This window comes from Saccharothrix sp. CCNWYY140 (genome assembly GCF_037401995.1).
Classification (GTDB): Bacteria; Actinomycetota; Actinomycetes; order Mycobacteriales; family Pseudonocardiaceae; genus Actinosynnema.
This window is the reverse complement of record NZ_JBBEGC010000053.1, coordinates 1-15,595: the sequence shown is the minus strand read 5'-3', so window position 1 is coordinate 15,595 and position 15,595 is coordinate 1. Positions and strand designations below refer to the sequence as shown.

Below are 15,595 nucleotides of genomic sequence, written 5' to 3'. Positions count from 1 at the left end.
GGGTGGAGGTTCCGTGGAGGCCTAGTCCCACAGGCGGCCGAAGTGGGCGAGTTCGGCGCTGTACTCGATGCGGTGCGACCAGTCCTCCGGCCAGGCCGCGTGGCCGTGGTACGCGCCGGCGAAGGCGCCGGCCAGGCAGGCGATCGAGTCGGAGTCGCCGGAGGTCGTGGCCGCGCGGCGCAGGACGCGGACCGGGTCGTCGGGGAACAGCAGGAAGCAGTGCAGGGCAGTGCCCAGGGCTTCCTCGGCCACCCAACCCTCGCCGGTGGCGCGGCACGGGTCCTCGTCCGGGTCCGGGTGCGACAGGGCGGCGTCGAGGTTGTCCAGCACGCGCAGGCACTCGTCCCAGCCGCGGGCGATGAAGTCCTCGGGCGTGGTCGCGGCGGGGCCGGTCCACAGGTCTTCGAGCCAGTCGCCGTGGTAGGTGGTGCGCTGCTCGTGGGCGCGGGCGCGCAGGGCGGCGGGCAGGTCCCGCGGGTGCAGGCCGGAGCGCAGCCAGTGCACGGCGAACGCGGTCAGCTCGGACGCCGCCAGCGCCGTCGGGTGGCCGTGGGTGAGCGCGGACTGGAACTGCGCGACAGCGGCCCGCGTCCGGTCCTCCCACCCGTGCACCAACCCGACCGGCGCGACCCGCATGTTGGCCCCGCACCCCTTGGACCGGCGGCGGCTCGCCTCCGTCCAGGACAGTCCGGTGGCCAGCCGCTCACACGCTTCCAGGCAGGTCAGGCCGGGCGCGCGGTTGTTCTCGGGGTCCTGCCACCAGTCCACGAAGTGCCGCCGCAACGCCGCCTCGACTGGCTCGGGCCACGGCACCACATCCGCCAACGCCCGCGCCACCGCCAACGTCATCTGCGTGTCGTCTGTGACCTTGGCCGGCTGCCCTTCGAGGTCGGCCGGCCCTCCAGGCCCGAACCGCCGCTCGATCTCGGCCACGGACAAGAACTCCGTCGCCGCCCCCAACGCGTCCCCGTAGGCCAACCCGAACAGGCTGCCGCTCGCCTTCACCGTTCCCCCTCCTCGACCCCGGCTTCAACCTAGCCGAGAGCCGAGGGCGAGCAGGGTGCCCTTGGTGAGAACGAGCACCCCGTCCGCCCCGTCTTCCCGCGCCGTCGCGATCCGCCGCGCGACCTGGATGCGCCCGCGCACCTGCCCGTCCGGGTCCAAGTGGAACAGGGTGCCTCGCCGACCACGACCTGATGGCACACGCGCCACAGCTCGTCAGCGGGCGGGTGTGGTTGCGGGAGCGCCACGGCTACACGACGGTGGCCGGGTCGGGTGGAGGTTCGCCGAGGTCGGCCAGTCCCTGGGCGATGTGCTCCCGGCAGACGAGGGTTTCGTGGTCGCCGGTGGGGCAGTGTCTGCGGCAGCACCAGGCACCGCGTCCCGGCGAGCACGACCGCGCGCGGCCAAGTGCCGATGGGAACGTCCCACCGCACCGAGCCGTCCTCGACGTCGAGGCACACCAACCGCGTCTGCCGCTCGTGCACGACCACCCGGCCCGAGGCGATAGCGAGCTCGGACGTCCCACCCGCCTGGTGGAGCGGCCGTTCCCACCTCACGTCGAACACAGGCGCAGTCCAGCAAGAGTTTCCGACGCGGGCAAGCGCAAAGAAGGGGCGGGGAGCCCGCGAAACGCGAACTCCCCGCCCCAATTACCGCTCAGGTCAGCTGCAACCCGAGGTCGAGCCGCAGCCCTCGCAGAGGTAGCAGGAGCCGGCCGGGCGCATCTTCGTGCCGCAGGTCATGCACAGTGGTGCGTCGGCGGTCGTGCCCAGGTGGAGTTCGAGCAGTTCCGTGGAGCTGCCGACCTTCACGTCCGCCGTGGACTTCTTCTTCTCCTCGACCGCCGGGGTGGGGGAGGAGTCGACCGACGTGCGCAGGCCCTCCAGGTCCACGTCCGAGCTGCTGCCGTAGTCCTGGGAGACCTGGGCGGTGCGCTCGTCGGCGGTGAAGATGCCGAGTTGGGCGCGCTTCTCGAAGGGCAGGTAGTCCAGGGCCAGGCGGCGGAACAGGTAGTCCAGCACGCTGGTCGCGATGCGGACGTCCGGGTCGTCGGTCATGCCCGCGGGCTCGAAGCGCAGGTTCTGGAACTTCGAGACGTAGAACTCCAGCGGGATGCCGTACTGGAGACCGACCGAGATGGACATCGAGAACGCGTCCATCACGCCCGCCAGGGTCGAGCCCTGCTTGCCCAGCTTGACGAAGATCTCGCCCAGGCCGTCGTCCGGGTAGGAACCGGCGTGCAGGTAGCCCTCGGCGCCGCCGACCGTGAACGACACCGTCTGCGACGGGCGCTTCTTCGGCAGCCGCTTGCGCACCGGGCGGTACTCGACGACCGTCTCGGTCGCCTTGGTCTCCGAAGAGGACTTCGCGGACTTGCCCGCCGACAGCGGCTGGCCGACCTTGCAGTTGTCGCGGTAGATCGCGAGCGCCTTCAGGCCCAGCTTCCAACCCTGGTAGTAGATCTCCTCGACGTCCTCGACGGTCGCCGTCTCCGGCATGTTCACCGTCTTGGAGATCGCACCCGAGATGAACGGCTGCACCGCCGCCATCATGCGCACGTGGCCCATCGGCGCGATGGAGCGCTCGCCCATCGCGCAGTCGAACACCTCGTAGTGCTCCTGCCGCAGGCCCGGCGCGTCCACGACGTGGCCGTGCTCGCCGATGTACTCGACGATCGCCTCGATCTGCTCTTCCTGGTACCCCAACGCCTTCAGCGCGCGCGGCACGGTCTGGTTGACGATCTGCATCGAGCCGCCGCCGACCAGCTTCTTGAACTTCACCAGCGCCAGGTCCGGCTCGATGCCGGTCGTGTCGCAGTCCATCATCAGGCCGATGGTGCCGGTCGGGGCCAGCACGGACGCCTGCGCGTTGCGCCAACCGTTGCGAGCGCCGACGAGCTGACCCTCCTGCCACACCCGCGTCGCCAGCTTCTGCACCTGGGCGTCGTTGGCGTGGTAGGTGCGGATGAGGTCGTTCGCGGCGGCGTGCTTGCGGATCACGCGCTGGTGGGCCTCGGCGTTGCGGGCGTAACCCTCGTACGGGCCGACGATCCCGGCCAGCTCCGCGGACCGCTTGTACGCCACGGCCTGCATCAGCGACGTGATGGACGCGGCCAGCGCCCGGCCGCCCTCGGAGTCGTACGCGTGACCGGTCGCCATGAGCAGCGCGCCCAGGTTCGCGTAGCCGATGCCCAGCTGGCGGAACTTGCGGGTGGTGTCCGCGATCGGCTCGGTCGGGAAGTCCGCGAAGCTGATGGAGATCTCCATCGCCGTGATCACGAACTCGACCGACTTGGCGAACAGCTCCGCGTCGAACTGGCCGTCGTCCTTGAGGAACTTCATCAGGTTCAACGACGCCAGGTTGCAGCTGGAGTTGTCCAGGTGCATGTACTCCGAGCACGGGTTGGACGCGGTGATCCGGCCCGACTCCGGCGTGGTGTGCCAGTCGTTGATGGTGCCGTCGTACTGGATGCCCGGGTCGGCGCACTCCCACGCCGCCTGCGCCAGCTTGCGGAACAGGCCCTTGGCGTCGACGGTCTCGATGACCTCGCCGGTCAGGCGGGCGCGCAGGCCGAACTGGCCGCCGTTCTCGTAGGCGTGCATGAACTCGTCCGACACGCGGATCGAGTTGTTCGCGTTCTGGTACTGCACGGACACGATGTCCTTGCCGCCCAGGTCCATGTCGAACCCGGCGTCGCGCAGCGCGCGGACCTTGTCCTCTTCGCGCGCCTTGGTCTCGATGAACTCCTCGACGTCCGGGTGGTCCACGTCGAGCACGACCATCTTCGCCGCACGACGGGTCGCGCCACCGGACTTGATGGTGCCCGCCGACGCGTCCGCGCCGCGCATGAACGACACCGGGCCGGACGCGGTGCCGCCGGAGGACAGCAGCTCCTTGGACGACCGGATGCGGGACAGGTTCAGGCCCGCGCCCGAGCCGCCCTTGAAGATCAGGCCCTCCTCGCGGTACCAGTTGAGGATCGACTCCATCGTGTCGTCCACGGCGAGGATGAAGCACGCGCTGACCTGCTGCGGCGAGCTGGTGCCGACGTTGAACCACACCGGCGAGTTGAAGCTGAACACCTGGTGCAGCAGCATCCAGGTCAGCTCGTGCTCGAAGATCTCCTCGTCCTTGCCGGCCGCGAAGTAGCCGTGCTTGACGCCCGCCTCGACGTAGGTCTTCACCACGCGGTCGATCAGCTGGCGCAGGCTGTGCTCGCGCTGCGGCGTGCCCACCGCGCCGCGGAAGTACTTGCTGGTGACGATGTTGGTCGCGTTGACCGACCAGAAGTCGGGGAACTCCACGCCGCGCTGCTCGAAGTTGATCGAGCCGTCGCGCCAGTTCGTCATGACGACGTCGCGGCGCTCCCAGGTCACCTCGTCGTACGGGTGCACGCCCTCGGTGGTGTAGACGCGCTCCACGTTCAGGCGCTGCTTCTCCCCCGCGCCGTTCTGGGTGGCCGTCTTCTTGCTGGAGCCACCAACGGTCTCCGTCATTCCCCGTTCCTCTTTCTTCCGTCACTCGAATGCCTGGGGGCGACCACGTCCGGGCTCGGAGTCCGAATCGGTCGCGGGAAGTCTTGTGGTGTTATTCGGACTGCTGCGCGTTGCGCAGGTCCGCGATCTCCTTCTCGAAGTCCTCGACCGACGAGAAGGAGCGGTACACGCTGGCGAAGCGCAGGTAGGCGACTTCGTCCAGTTCGCGCAGCGGCCCGAGGATCGCGAGTCCCACCTCGTGGCTCGGGATCTCGGCGCACCCGGTGGAGCGGATCGACTCCTCGACGCGCTGGGCGAGCAGCGACAGGGCGTCCTCGTCGACGGGCCTGCCCTGGCACGCGCGCCGGACGCCGGTGACCACCTTGTCCCGGCTGAACGGCTCGGTGACGCCGGAGCGCTTGACCACCGCCAGCACCGCCTCCTCGACGGTGGTGAAGCGGCGTCCGCAGCTGGAGCAGGAGCGGCGTCGGCGGATCACCTGACCCTCGTCCACCTCGCGCGAGTCGACCACGCGGGAGTCCGAATTGCGGCAGAACGGACAGCGCACGACTGGCTCACCCCTCCCCGGCGCAGCACCCGTCGCGTCAGCCCACGTGATGGGGAAACCCACAACCTGTGGACTAACTACAACGGTGTAACCACTAGATGTAGGGGTCAACCTATGCCCGTCGCCTAGATGGCGCAACTCGGACACCGGCGTGTCGCGCGCCGACACGAAGTGGTGAACGCGGTGCGACCCGGTGAACACGGGGTGGCGTCGGCGGTGCGGACACGACAGCGGGCCGGCACCCGCACAGGGTGCCGGCCCGCGACCGGAGGACCGGGAAGGGGGTCAGCCGTCGGCGCGCCCGTCCGGGACGACCAGGGCCTGACCGGGCTTGACCGACGAGTCGGAGAGCTGGTTGAGCTCTTTGATGCGGACCACGACGGCCTCGGGGTCGCTGGCGGGGGCGCTGCGCTCGGCGATGTCCCAGAGCGTCTCACCCACCTGGACGTGCACGACGCTGGTGCGTTCGGGCACCGTCGCCGCGCCGGAGGCGAACAGGTACAGCAGGCTGAGGGCGACCGCCGCGACCACGGCGACGGCGGCGTAGCGGGCGAACTGGACGGCCGGGTGGCGCTCCTCGCGGACCTCGCACGCGACGGGCTCCGGCGCGGTGTGCACGGCCAGCGGCCTGGGGCGCGGCGTCGACGGCCGGCGCTGATCGGTGTGGAAGCTGCGCAGGACTCGCGGTCCGGGCCGAAGTGGTTCGCCCCGCCGCACGTCCTCCGCAACGGCGCCGTCGACGAGTTCGAACCCGTTCCGCGTACCGACCACCACCGCCATGACGCACTCCCGTCGCAGGTCAAACGATCTTGATCGAACTCCTGTTCGATCGAACGTCCGTGCGAATGTCTACCACTTCGACCGGCGGAACGGGAAGGACACGCCGACACTTACTTCGAACAGGTGTTTGATCTGGACAACGAGTGCGACTACCTTCGACAACTGAAGATCGACGTACAGCCGGCCTGGGCAATCGGGACCGGTGAGGAGGGAAGCACTGTGGCCCGCAAGACCAATGACGACCTGCGCATCGCCGATGTGCCCTCCGTCCCCGAACCAGCGGACATCGCGGGCAACGCGGGGTTGACCCTGCGCCAGCGCAAGGTGCTCGACGTGATCCGGGACTGGCTGGACCGGTTCGGCTACCCGCCCAGCGTGCGGGAGATCGGCGAGGCGGTCGGGCTCACGTCCACCTCCTCGGTCGCCCACCAGCTGCGCGCACTGGAGCGGAAGGGCTTCCTGCGCCGCGACCCGAACCGCCCGCGCGCGGTGGGTGTGCTGCCCACGGAGATCGTGACCGGCCTCGACCCGGCGTCCAAGCCGACCCCCGCCTACGTGCCGATGCTGGGCCGGATCGCCGCCGGTGGCCCGATCCTGGCGGAGGAGGCGATCGAGGACGTGTTCCCGCTGCCCCGCGACCTGGTGGGCGAGGGCGAGGTGTTCCTGCTGAAGGTTGTGGGCGACTCGATGGTGGACGCCGCCATCACCGACGGCGACTGGGTCGTGGTGCGCCAGCAGCCGACGGCGGACAACGGCGACGTGGTCGCGGCGATGATCGACGGCGAGGCGACCGTGAAGACGTTCAAGCGCAAGGACGGCCACGTGTGGCTGATGCCGCACAACCCGGCCTACGAGCCGATCCTGGGCGACGAGGCGACCATCCTGGGCAAGGTGACAGCCGTCCTGCGCCGCCTCTGAGACCCCCCTCGGAGACCCCGCCGGGAGTCCCACCCGATCGAGTGACATGCGCGTTTCGGAACCGGTCGGCCCGTCGCGCGTCCCGTGATTGGGAGGAACGCGCGGCGGGGCAGGCTCAGCCGCGCGGCGGGGCTCGGTGGCGGTGCGGGGTTGGAACGCGTCGCCGGGTGTCGGGCTAGGCGGCAGTGCGCTGGGGGAGCGTGGGCTCGGCTGCGGGGTGCTGCGGGCTTGAGGCTCGGCGGGAGCGCGGTGTCCGGGTCGGCGGAGTGTGAGGCTCTGCGGCGGTGCCCTGCGGGGTGTGAGGCTCAGCGGGAGCGTGCTGCGAAGGTGTGAGGCTCGGTGGCAGTGCGCTGCGTGGTCTCGCTGGGGGATGTCAGGTTCGGCGGCGGGAACGGCGGACGCTCAGCCAGACCAGGCCCAGGATGGCGGCGGCGCCCGCGATGACCGGCCAGAGGGGTGGTCCGGTGTCGTCGGAGTCCTGGGCGGGGGATGCTGCCGGGTCGCGGTCGGCTGGCCTGTCTGCCGGTGGGGGCGGTGGGGGAGTCGTGGTTGGTGCTGGGGGTGCGGCGAGTGTCGCGGCCGAGGGGACTGCGCGCAGGGTTGAGGTCGTGGCGCCGGTGGCGAATTCCGAGGCTGACAGGAGGGTGCCGTCCGGGTCGAACGCGATTGCCTCGCCCTGGGGTTCGTTGGGCAGGGGGACGCGGACCGGGTCGGATTGCAGGGCCTTGGCCAGGTCGCCGTCGGGCACGGGGAACAGGTACGCGTCGGTGTAGGTGCGCAGGGCCGCTACGCGGCCGTCGTGGGACATCGTGCCGCCGGTTACCAGGCGGGTGACGACGGTGCTCTCCAGCGGGCCGCCGGGGGTGTCGGTGGTGCGGAGGGACACGCGGCCGACCTGTTCCAGCGGGGTGGGGGCCTCGGGGGTCAGGGGGCCTGTCGGGCGGTAGACCAGGGCCGAGCCGATGGGTTCCTTCGTGACGACGTGCGGGACGCCGTCGGGGGACATCAGGAGGGCCTCGGCGTCGTGCCGGCCGTCCGGGTACGTGAGGCGGTACAGGGCGGACTTGCCGTTGGGGGAGATCGCGTGCAGGGCGATCGTCTCGCGGGTCTTGCCGTTGTCGCCGGTGTCGGCGAGCCACAGGGTGCCGTCGCGGGTTTGGGCCAGGTCCTCGATGTCGTACGGGTTCGCGGGGGCCGTGATGGTCCGGGTCACCGCGCACGAACGGTCCAGGACTTGGACTTCCACGCGGCCGTTGTCGCTGTCGTTGACCGCGAACCACTCGTCGCCGCTGGACGCAAGGCCGGACAGCTCCTCCAGCGAGGCGTCCGTGATGGCGCAGACATCGGCGACGGCCGGTTCCGCCGCGGAGGCGGAACCGGCCGTCAACGTCAGAGCCGACCCGAGGGCCAGCGCTACCAGTGCCGTGCGCAACGGATCAGGCGCGGCTTCCGTTCACGGCGAACTGCTCCAGCACGCCGGCCAGGTCGGGGCGCACGCGAGCGCTCAGCTCGGTGCCCTCCTCGGTGTGCCGTTCCTTGAGCACCTCGCCCTCGCGGTGCACGCGGGCGACGATCTCGCCGCGCGCGTACGGCACCAGGGCGTCCACGACGACCTCGGGCCGCGGGATCAGCGACGCGATGCGCTCGCGCAGTTCGTCGATGCCCTCGCCGGTGTGCGCCGAGACGAACACCGCCGTCGGGAACAGGTGCCGCAGCCGCGCCGAGCCCAGGTCGCCCACCGCGTCCACCTTGTTGACCACCAGCAGCTCGTGCGGCATGGAGTCGTGGCGCTCGCTGATCTCCGAGATCACCTCGCGCACGGCCGTGACCTGCTTCTCCGGCATGCCGTCGGACCCGTCCACGACGTGGACCAGCAGGTCCGCGTCGGCGACCTCCTCCAGCGTCGACCGGAACGCCTCCACCAGCTGGTGCGGCAGGTGCCGGACGAAACCGACGGTGTCGGTCAGCGTGTACGGCAGGCCCTCCGGCGTCTGGGTGCGCCGCGTGGTCGGGTCGAGGGTCGCGAACAGGGCGTCCTGCACCAGCACACCCGCCCCGGTCAGGGCGTTGAGCAGGCTGGACTTGCCCGCGTTCGTGTACCCCGCGATGGCCACGTTCGGCACCGCGTTGGCCACCCGCGCCCCGCGCTTGGTCTCCCGGATGACGCTCATCGCCGCGATCTCGCGCCGCAGCTTGGCGATCCGGGCCCGGATGCGCCGCCGGTCGGTTTCGAGCTTGGTCTCACCGGGACCGCGCAGACCCACACCGCCGTTGCCGCCGCCGGCACGGCCACCGGCCTGCCGGGACAGCGACTCGCCCCAACCGCGCAGGCGCGGCAGCAGGTACTGCAACTGCGCCATCTCGACCTGGGCCTTGCCCTCCTTGGTCGAGGCGTGCTGGGCGAAGATGTCCAGGATCAGCGCCGTGCGGTCGATGACCTTGACCTTGAGCTTCTCCTCCAGCTGCCGCAGCTGGCCGGGGGAGAGCTCGCCGTCGCAGATCACCGTGTCCGCGCCGGTCGCGATCACGACGTCGCGCAGTTCGGCGACCTTGCCGGAGCCGATGTAGGTGGCCGGGTCGGGTCGGTCGCGGCGCTGGACGAGGCCTTCGAGGACCTCCGAGCCCGCCGTCTCGGCGAGCAGCGCCAGTTCGGCGAGTGAGGCTTCCGAGTCGGCCGCCGTGCCCTCGGTCCACACGCCGACCAGCACGACGCGCTCCAGGCGGAGCTGTCGGTACTCGACCTCTGTGACGTCCTCGAGCTCGGTGGACAACCCGGCGACGCGGCGGAGCGCCGCGCGGTCGGCGAGAGCCAGCTCGCCGGTGGACAGCTCGGCGTCGTGGTCGAGCCAGTCGTTGCTGTTGTGCGTGTTTTCCGTCATTTGCCCTTCATCGTCGCATGTCCCGCCGCCGGCGCCGAGTGGTTAATCGCCTGGGTACACCGCCAGGTAGATCGCCACACGCTCCCCTTCCGGGTCGTCCGGTTCAGCGGCCAGCTCATCCAACAACGTGCGGAGACGCCGTTTTAGTTCCCCGGGATCGACCCTCCTCACCAGGCGTGTCTGGTCGATCTGGTCGTAGCCCAGTTCGCCGACCTCGGACAGGAACGCCTGGAGCATGGCCTCGCCCTTGGCTTGCGGGTCGACGCCGGACAGCTGCCAGGACAGGCCGGTGGACAGGTAGGGGATCTCGCGCGCGCCCCGGTTGCCGGTGCGCGCCGGCTGGGGTTCGAGGAAGCCGGTCGCGACGAGTTTGCGCACGTGGTGCAGGGTCGTGGCGGGGTCGCGGCCGAGGCGTTCCGCGATCTCCTTGTTGGTCATCGCCCGGTCGTAGGTCAGCCGGATGATGCGCAACCGCACGGCGGAGGCCAGGGCGGCGGCTTCCGCCTCGGTGGCGGGGCGTCTCTGCACGGGGCCAGCATAAGTGATTGACAGTTTCCAATCACTCCCGTGAGACTGCTCGACGTGTCCCTGTGGTCTCACCGCGACTTCCGCCTGCTCTGGGCAGGCGACACCATCAGCTACCTCGGCGCGTCCGTCGGGCGTGTCGTGCTGCCCCTGCTCGCGGCGGGCGCCCTCGCGGCGACCCCGTTCCAGATGGGGCTGTTGACGGCGGCGAACACCGCCGCGTTCCTGCTCATCGGCCTGCCCGCGGGCGTGTGGGTGGACCGGATGCGCCGCCGCCCGATCATGCTGACCGCCGATTTCGTGCGCTTCGGCCTGCTGCTGTCCGTGCCGGTGGCGTGGTGGCTGGGCGCGCTGACCCTGGTTCACCTGATCGTGGTAGCCCTGCTGGTGGGCGCGGCGACGGTCATGTTCGACATCGCCTACCAGTCCTACCTGCCGGTCCTGGTCGGGCGGGACCAGTTGGTCGAGGGCAACTCCAAGCTCACCGCGAGCCAGTCCGTGGCCGAGGTGTCGGGGCCGGCGATCGCCGGTGGTGTCGCCCAGGCGGTCGGGGCGGCCAACGGCGTGCTGGGCACCGGCGTGGGTTACCTGTGCTCGGCGTTGTTCCTGCTGCGCATCCGGACCCAGGAGCCCGAACCCAAACGGGCCGAGAAGCCGAACCTGGTCGCCGAGATCAAGGAGGGGCTGCGGTTCGTGTTCGGCAACCGGTCGCTGCGCGCGATCGTCGGCACGACCGGGACGGCGAACTTCTTCGGCGGCATGGGGATGGCCGTCATCGTGCTGTTCCTGGCGCGCGTGCTGGACCTGTCCGACGGAGTGATCGGGCTGGTCCTGACGTCGGCGGGGATGGGCGGCGTGCTCGGCGCGCTGACCGCGAACCGGTGGAACAAGCGGTTCGGGCAGTTGCGGGTGATCTGGCTGGTCATGCTGGTGACCCAGCCGTTCGGGCTGCTGATCCCGCTGGGCGGCGCGGACTGGCGGCTGGTGTTCGTGTTCGTCGGGGACCTGGCCGTGGCGTACGGGGCGATCGTCTACAACATCGCCCAGGTCAGCTACCGGCAGGCGATCTGCCCGGACCACCTGCTCGGCCGGATGAACGCGTCGATCCGGTTCGTGGTGTGGGGGTCCATGCCGCTGGGCGGCCTGGTCGGCGGTGTGCTGGGCGGGCAGATCGGGATCGTCGGGACGCTGTGGCTGGCGATGGCCGGTCAGGCGCTGGCCGTGCTGTGGGTGCTCTTCTCGCCGCTGCGGACGCGGGAGGCCGTGGCGGCCTAGGCGGTCAGGGGGCGACCCGGGCGGTCAGAAGGCGGCCGACGCCGTCAGAGCGCGTCCCACCAGGCCTGGTCCAGTTCGCCCCGGGCCAGGAGGACGGCCGGGCCGGTGAGGGTGGAGGTGTCCTCCTCGATGACGACCGTGACCTGTCCACCCGGGACGTCCACAGTGGCCTTGCCGGTGCGCTGGCCGGTGCCGTGCAGCCACGACGTGACCGCCGCTACCGTGCCCGTGCCACACGAACGGGTTTCGCCGACGCCCCTTTCGTGGACGCGCATGCGCAGAGCGCCGTCGCCCAGGACGTTGACGTACTCGACGTTCACCCCGTTGGGGAACACCGAGTGGTCGAACTCGGGGGTGTTGCGGAGCAGGTCCAGGGACGCGACCGGGGTGGTGGTGACGCACGCCAGGTGCGGGTTGCCGACGTCCACGGCCACGCCGTCGAACGTCGCCGTGCCGAGCGTGCTCGAGGACGTGCCGAAGACGCGGGCCGGACCCATGTCCACGGTGACCGTGCCGTCCTCGTGAGCGATGACGTGCCGCTGCCCGGCGCGGGTGCCGATGGTGAACTCGCCGGTCGGCGCCAAGCCCTCCGAGACCAGGTACCGCACGAACACGCGCACGCCGTTGCCGCACATCTCCGCGATGGACCCGTCGGCGTTGCGGTAGTCCATGAACCACGGGCCGAAGTCGGGGCGCACCACCCGCAGCACGCCGTCCGCGCCCAGGCCGCGCTGCCGGTCGCACAGCGCCCGCACGCGGTCCTCGGTCAGGTCCAGCAGGCCGTCCGGGTCGGGCAGCACCACGAAGTCGTTCTCGGTGCCGTGCCCCTTGAGAAATTCCACGCCCACACCCACCAGGCTACTTCGCGCCCGACCCGGGCCTCGCCGAGACCAGCCGCAGCACGTCCTCGACCAGTGTCGAGGAGGCGGCGTCGAACCAGGTGACCCGCTGGTCGCGCCGGAACCACGACCGCTGCCGCCGCACGAACCGCCGGGTCGCGCGGGCCGTCTCCTCGGCCGCCGCCGCCAGGTCGCACTCGCCGTCGAAGGCCGCCAACACCTGCTGGTACCCCAGCGCCCGGGACGCCGTCCGCCCCTCGCGCAGGCCGTGGGCCTCCAGCGCGCGCACCTCGTCCACCAGCCCGGCCGCGAACATCCGCTCCACCCGCAGGTCGACCCGCTGGTCCAGTTCGGACGCCTCCCGGTCCAGGCCGACCAGCACCGTGCCGTACCGGGCGGGACCCGGCTTGGGCAGGGTCGCCGAGAACGGCTGCCCGGTCAGCTCGATGACCTCCAGCGCCCGCACCACGCGCCGCCCGTTGGACGGCAGGATCGCCAGCGCCGCCGCCGGGTCCAGCCGCGCCAGCCGCTCGTGCAGCACGCCCGGCCCGACCGCCTCCAGTTCCTCGGACAGCCGCGCCCGGACCGCTTCGTCGGTGGCCGGGAAGACCAGGTCGTCCAGGACGGCCTGCACGTACAGCCCGGAGCCGCCGGCCAGCACGGGCACCCGGCCGCGCGCGAGGACGTCTTCGATCGCCGCCCGCGCCTCGCGCTGGTAGACAGCCACGTGCGCGGTTTGGGTGACGTCCAGGACGTCCAACTGGTGGTGCGGCACGCCCTGCCGCTCGTCGAGCGTCATCTTGGCCGTGCCGATGTCCATGCCGCGGTAGAGCTGCATCGAGTCGGCGTTGACCACCTCGCCGCCCAGCTCGACCGCGAGCCGCACGGCCAGGTCGGACTTGCCGGTCGCGGTGGGGCCGACGACGGCGATGGGCACGTTCACGCCGCTAAGCCTCCCAGACGGCCACGTGGTACCCGACGCCGAAGGGTGCCGAGAACTCCGCTCGCGTGCACCGCCACGCCCCCGGCACGCCCGCCAGCACCTGCCACGCCGCCCGCCCGGCCGCGCCCAGCTCGTCGGCCAGGACGGGGTCCAGGGCCTTGAGCGCCTCCTGGTCGGCGGAGACCAGGGCTTTGCGCACTTCGTCGTCGAACGGCTCCGCACGGTCGTCGGCCCGGCCCACGGCCCGCTCGCCGTGCCGGTGCGACCCGTCGCCGAGCACAAGCAGCGCCCGGCCACCCAACTCCGCCCCCAGCGCGACGCACTCGGCGGTCGACAGGTCCGGCGGCACCAGGTGGACGCGCACGCTGCGTGCACCCGCGTGTTCCCGCAGCCATGCGGCCACCAGCGCGGGAAGGGGCAGGGCCGGTTCCACAGAGGACGCCCCCTCCGCCAGCGCCACCCGCACGTCGACGCCGAAACCGAGAAACGATCCGGCAACGTTTTCCAGCACCCGGGGACCGCTCGGATCGGCCGCGACAGCGGTCCAGTCGAGGTCGTGCGCGGCCAGATCCCGCGCCGCGGCAAGGCAGGCGGCCCGCACCGCCTGGGTTTCGGCGACGGCCCCGCCCACCAGTTCGGGGACCAGCAGGGGTGGGTGCGGCACGACGGCGACACGCGAGATCATGGCAACGCACGCTACTCATCGGCCACCACCAGTACCGATGCGAGCCCTGACCTGTTTGAATGCGCGCGGGGTACTGGGGACTATTGAGGAGTCGCGGTACCCGGGTGCTGGGCCCCGCCATAGGCGGGGCGCCCGTGGTCGGCACGGGCACCACGAAGTGGGCAGGCGAGGAGGAAGCCGGCGATGACGGAACACGAGACGACACCGGAAGCCACTGGTGACAGTGGCACGGGGGCGGTGGTCGAGGAGACGCGGACGGTGAGCGCACCTCCGCCGGTCCCCGTGGCGTCGGACCACCCTGACCGCTGGGGGCGCGTCGACGAGGACGGCACGGTCCACGTCAAGACGGCGGACGGTGAACGGGTCGTCGGTTCCTGGCAGGCGGGCGAACCCGCCGAGGGCTTGGCGCACTTCGCGCGCCGGTTCGACGACATCCGCACCGAGGTCGAACTGCTGGTGACGCGGCTGACGTCGGGCGCCGGAGACCCGAAGCACGCGATGACCAGCGCGAAGCACGTCCAGGAGAGCTTGAAGGACGCGGCGGTCGTCGGCGACCTGGCGGCCCTGGCCGCGCGGGTGGAGTACGTCCTGGTGCTCGCCGAACAGGGCCTGGAAGCCGCGAAGGCCGCGAAGGACGAGGCCCGCGCCGCCGCCGGCGCCCGCAAGCTGGCGCTGGTCGAGGAGGCCGAGACCCTGGCCAACGAGTCCACGCAGTGGAAGGCGGCCGGCGACCGCCTGCGAGCGATCCTGGACGAGTGGAAGACCATCCGCGGGGTCGACCGCAAGACCGACGAGCAGCTGTGGCGCAGGTTCTCCAAGGCCCGCGACGCCTTCAACCGGCGCCGCGGCTCCCACTTCGCCGACCTGGACCGCCAGCGCGGCGTGGCGAAGAACCGCAAGCAGGAGCTGGTCGACGAGGCGGAAAAGCTCGTCGAATCCGACGACTGGGGTCCCACGGCCGGCCGCTACAAGGAATTGATGGTCGAGTGGAAGGCAGCGGGCCGCGCCCCGAAGGAGGCCGACGACGCCCTGTGGCAGCGCTTCCGTGCGGCTCAGGACGCTTTCTTCGCACGTCGGTCGGAAGCCTTCAGCGAGCGTGACGCGGAATTCGCCTCCAACGCCAAGCTCAAGGAAGAACTGCTGGCCGAGGCCGAGCACATCGACCCCAGCCACGACTTGGAAGCGGCCCGTCAGCAGCTGTACCGCATCCAGGAACGCTGGGACGCGATCGGCAAGGTCCCGCGCGAGCGGGTGCGGGAGCTGGAGGGCAAGCTCCGGGCCATCGAGGAGCGGGTGCGCGGGGCTGTGGACGCCCAGTGGCGTCGGTCCGACCCGGAGGCTGAGGCTCGGGTGGCGCAGTTCCGGGAGCGGGTTGAGCAGTTCGAGGCTCAGGCTGCCAAGGCTCGGTCTGCCGGGGACAAGCGGCGGGCGGAGCAGGCTGAGGCCCAGGCCAAGCAGTGGCGTGAGTGGCTGGCGGCGGCGGAGCAGGCTGTGGCCACGCGGTAGGTAGCGCGGTAGTAGCGCTTTCAGTTCGACGGCACAAAGCCCCCTTCCCGCTCCGGGGAGGGGGCTTTTGCTTGCGCCGAGCACATTGCCGTTGCCGTTCCCGCCGCGCGCAGCGCGGTCTGCGCGCGCGGAGCGCGCGGTAGGTGTTACCTACAAGTGGAGGGCCTCGGTTCCCCCACCGTATGGCCTGCCCGAAGGG

At 71.0% G+C, this 15,595-nt stretch carries 14 protein-coding genes; 3 read left to right on the top strand and 11 right to left on the bottom strand.

Annotated features, from left to right (window positions below; all coding sequences use genetic code 11):
• Positions 1 to 21 precede the first annotated feature (21 nt).
• The 5 genes from WBN91_RS22545 to WBN91_RS22525 all read right to left on the bottom strand — a co-directional run bounded on the left by WBN91_RS22545 (position 22) and on the right by WBN91_RS22525 (position 5,826).
• Positions 22 to 1,005, bottom strand: a complete 984-nt coding sequence (locus tag WBN91_RS22545) for an ADP-ribosylglycohydrolase family protein (protein ID WP_337726079.1) — start codon at positions 1,003 to 1,005, stop codon at positions 22 to 24.
• 24 nt (positions 1,006 to 1,029) lie between these two features.
• On the bottom strand, positions 1,030 to 1,164 hold the full coding sequence (locus WBN91_RS22540) for a hypothetical protein (protein ID WP_337726080.1): 135 nt from the start codon (positions 1,162 to 1,164) through the stop codon (positions 1,030 to 1,032).
• Positions 1,165 to 1,664: 500 nt separating this feature from the next.
• On the bottom strand, positions 1,665 to 4,499 hold the full coding sequence (locus WBN91_RS22535) for a vitamin B12-dependent ribonucleotide reductase (RefSeq protein ID WP_337726081.1): 2,835 nt from the start codon (positions 4,497 to 4,499) through the stop codon (positions 1,665 to 1,667).
• A 91-nt stretch (positions 4,500 to 4,590) separates the two neighbouring features.
• Complete coding sequence (gene nrdR / locus WBN91_RS22530) at positions 4,591 to 5,046, bottom strand: transcriptional regulator NrdR (RefSeq protein WP_337726082.1); 456 nt, start codon at positions 5,044 to 5,046, stop codon at positions 4,591 to 4,593.
• Between the two features lie 285 nt (positions 5,047 to 5,331).
• Positions 5,332 to 5,826, bottom strand: a complete 495-nt coding sequence (locus WBN91_RS22525; protein ID WP_337726083.1) for a LysM peptidoglycan-binding domain-containing protein — start codon at positions 5,824 to 5,826, stop codon at positions 5,332 to 5,334.
• A gap of 219 nt (positions 5,827 to 6,045) precedes the next feature.
• On the opposite strand from WBN91_RS22525, the gene lexA reads away from it, so the two are divergent.
• Positions 6,046 to 6,744, top strand: coding sequence for a transcriptional repressor LexA (gene lexA, locus WBN91_RS22520; RefSeq protein WP_443217773.1), 699 nt, complete (start codon positions 6,046 to 6,048; stop codon positions 6,742 to 6,744).
• Positions 6,745 to 7,117: 373 nt separating this feature from the next.
• Here the strand turns inward: lexA and WBN91_RS22515 are convergent, their stop codons facing one another.
• From WBN91_RS22515 to WBN91_RS22505, 3 genes are read right to left on the bottom strand one after another with little or no spacing between them, the layout of a single operon-like run.
• A complete protein-coding gene (locus WBN91_RS22515; protein WP_337726084.1) occupies positions 7,118 to 8,176 on the bottom strand; it encodes a hypothetical protein in 1,059 nt (352 codons plus the stop codon).
• Positions 8,177 to 8,180: 4 nt separating this feature from the next.
• A complete protein-coding gene (gene hflX / locus WBN91_RS22510; protein WP_337726085.1) occupies positions 8,181 to 9,623 on the bottom strand; it encodes a GTPase HflX in 1,443 nt (480 codons plus the stop codon).
• A gap of 42 nt (positions 9,624 to 9,665) precedes the next feature.
• On the bottom strand, positions 9,666 to 10,151 hold the full coding sequence (locus WBN91_RS22505; protein ID WP_337726086.1) for an ArsR/SmtB family transcription factor: 486 nt from the start codon (positions 10,149 to 10,151) through the stop codon (positions 9,666 to 9,668).
• A gap of 39 nt (positions 10,152 to 10,190) precedes the next feature.
• Between WBN91_RS22505 and WBN91_RS22500 the strand changes: the two genes are divergently transcribed.
• Positions 10,191 to 11,423 carry an MFS transporter gene (locus tag WBN91_RS22500; protein WP_443217772.1) on the top strand — a complete coding sequence of 411 codons (1,233 nt, stop codon included), beginning with the start codon at positions 10,191 to 10,193 and terminating at the stop codon, positions 11,421 to 11,423.
• Between the two features lie 44 nt (positions 11,424 to 11,467).
• On the opposite strand, the gene dapF is transcribed toward WBN91_RS22500, so the two are convergent.
• Genes dapF through WBN91_RS22485 form a run of 3 tightly spaced genes read right to left on the bottom strand, consistent with a single transcriptional unit; the run spans position 11,468 to position 13,890 of the window.
• Positions 11,468 to 12,271: a diaminopimelate epimerase gene (dapF, locus tag WBN91_RS22495; RefSeq protein WP_443217771.1), complete on the bottom strand. Its 804-nt coding sequence runs from the start codon at positions 12,269 to 12,271 to the stop codon at positions 11,468 to 11,470.
• Between the two features lie 10 nt (positions 12,272 to 12,281).
• On the bottom strand, positions 12,282 to 13,205 hold the full coding sequence (gene miaA, locus WBN91_RS22490; RefSeq protein ID WP_337726088.1) for a tRNA (adenosine(37)-N6)-dimethylallyltransferase MiaA: 924 nt from the start codon (positions 13,203 to 13,205) through the stop codon (positions 12,282 to 12,284).
• A gap of 4 nt (positions 13,206 to 13,209) precedes the next feature.
• Positions 13,210 to 13,890: a hypothetical protein gene (locus WBN91_RS22485; RefSeq protein ID WP_337726089.1), complete on the bottom strand. Its 681-nt coding sequence runs from the start codon at positions 13,888 to 13,890 to the stop codon at positions 13,210 to 13,212.
• A 183-nt stretch (positions 13,891 to 14,073) separates the two neighbouring features.
• On the opposite strand from WBN91_RS22485, the gene WBN91_RS22480 reads away from it, so the two are divergent.
• Positions 14,074 to 15,396, top strand: coding sequence for a DUF349 domain-containing protein (locus tag WBN91_RS22480; protein WP_337726090.1), 1,323 nt, complete (start codon positions 14,074 to 14,076; stop codon positions 15,394 to 15,396).
• The last annotated feature ends 199 nt before the right edge of the window (positions 15,397 to 15,595 follow it).

Excerpts from the sequence above, each read along its gene's own strand:
- WBN91_RS22535 (WP_337726081.1), bottom strand. The coding sequence starts at position 4,499 with ATGACGGAGACCGTTGGTGGCTCCAGCAAGAAGACGGCCACCCAGAAC.
- WBN91_RS22525 (WP_337726083.1), bottom strand. The coding sequence starts at position 5,826 with ATGGCGGTGGTGGTCGGTACGCGGAACGGGTTCGAACTCGTCGACGGC.
- hflX (WP_337726085.1), bottom strand. The coding sequence starts at position 9,623 with ATGACGGAAAACACGCACAACAGCAACGACTGGCTCGACCACGACGCC.
- WBN91_RS22485 (WP_337726089.1), bottom strand. The coding sequence starts at position 13,890 with ATGATCTCGCGTGTCGCCGTCGTGCCGCACCCACCCCTGCTGGTCCCC.
- WBN91_RS22480 (WP_337726090.1), top strand. The coding sequence starts at position 14,074 with ATGACGGAACACGAGACGACACCGGAAGCCACTGGTGACAGTGGCACG.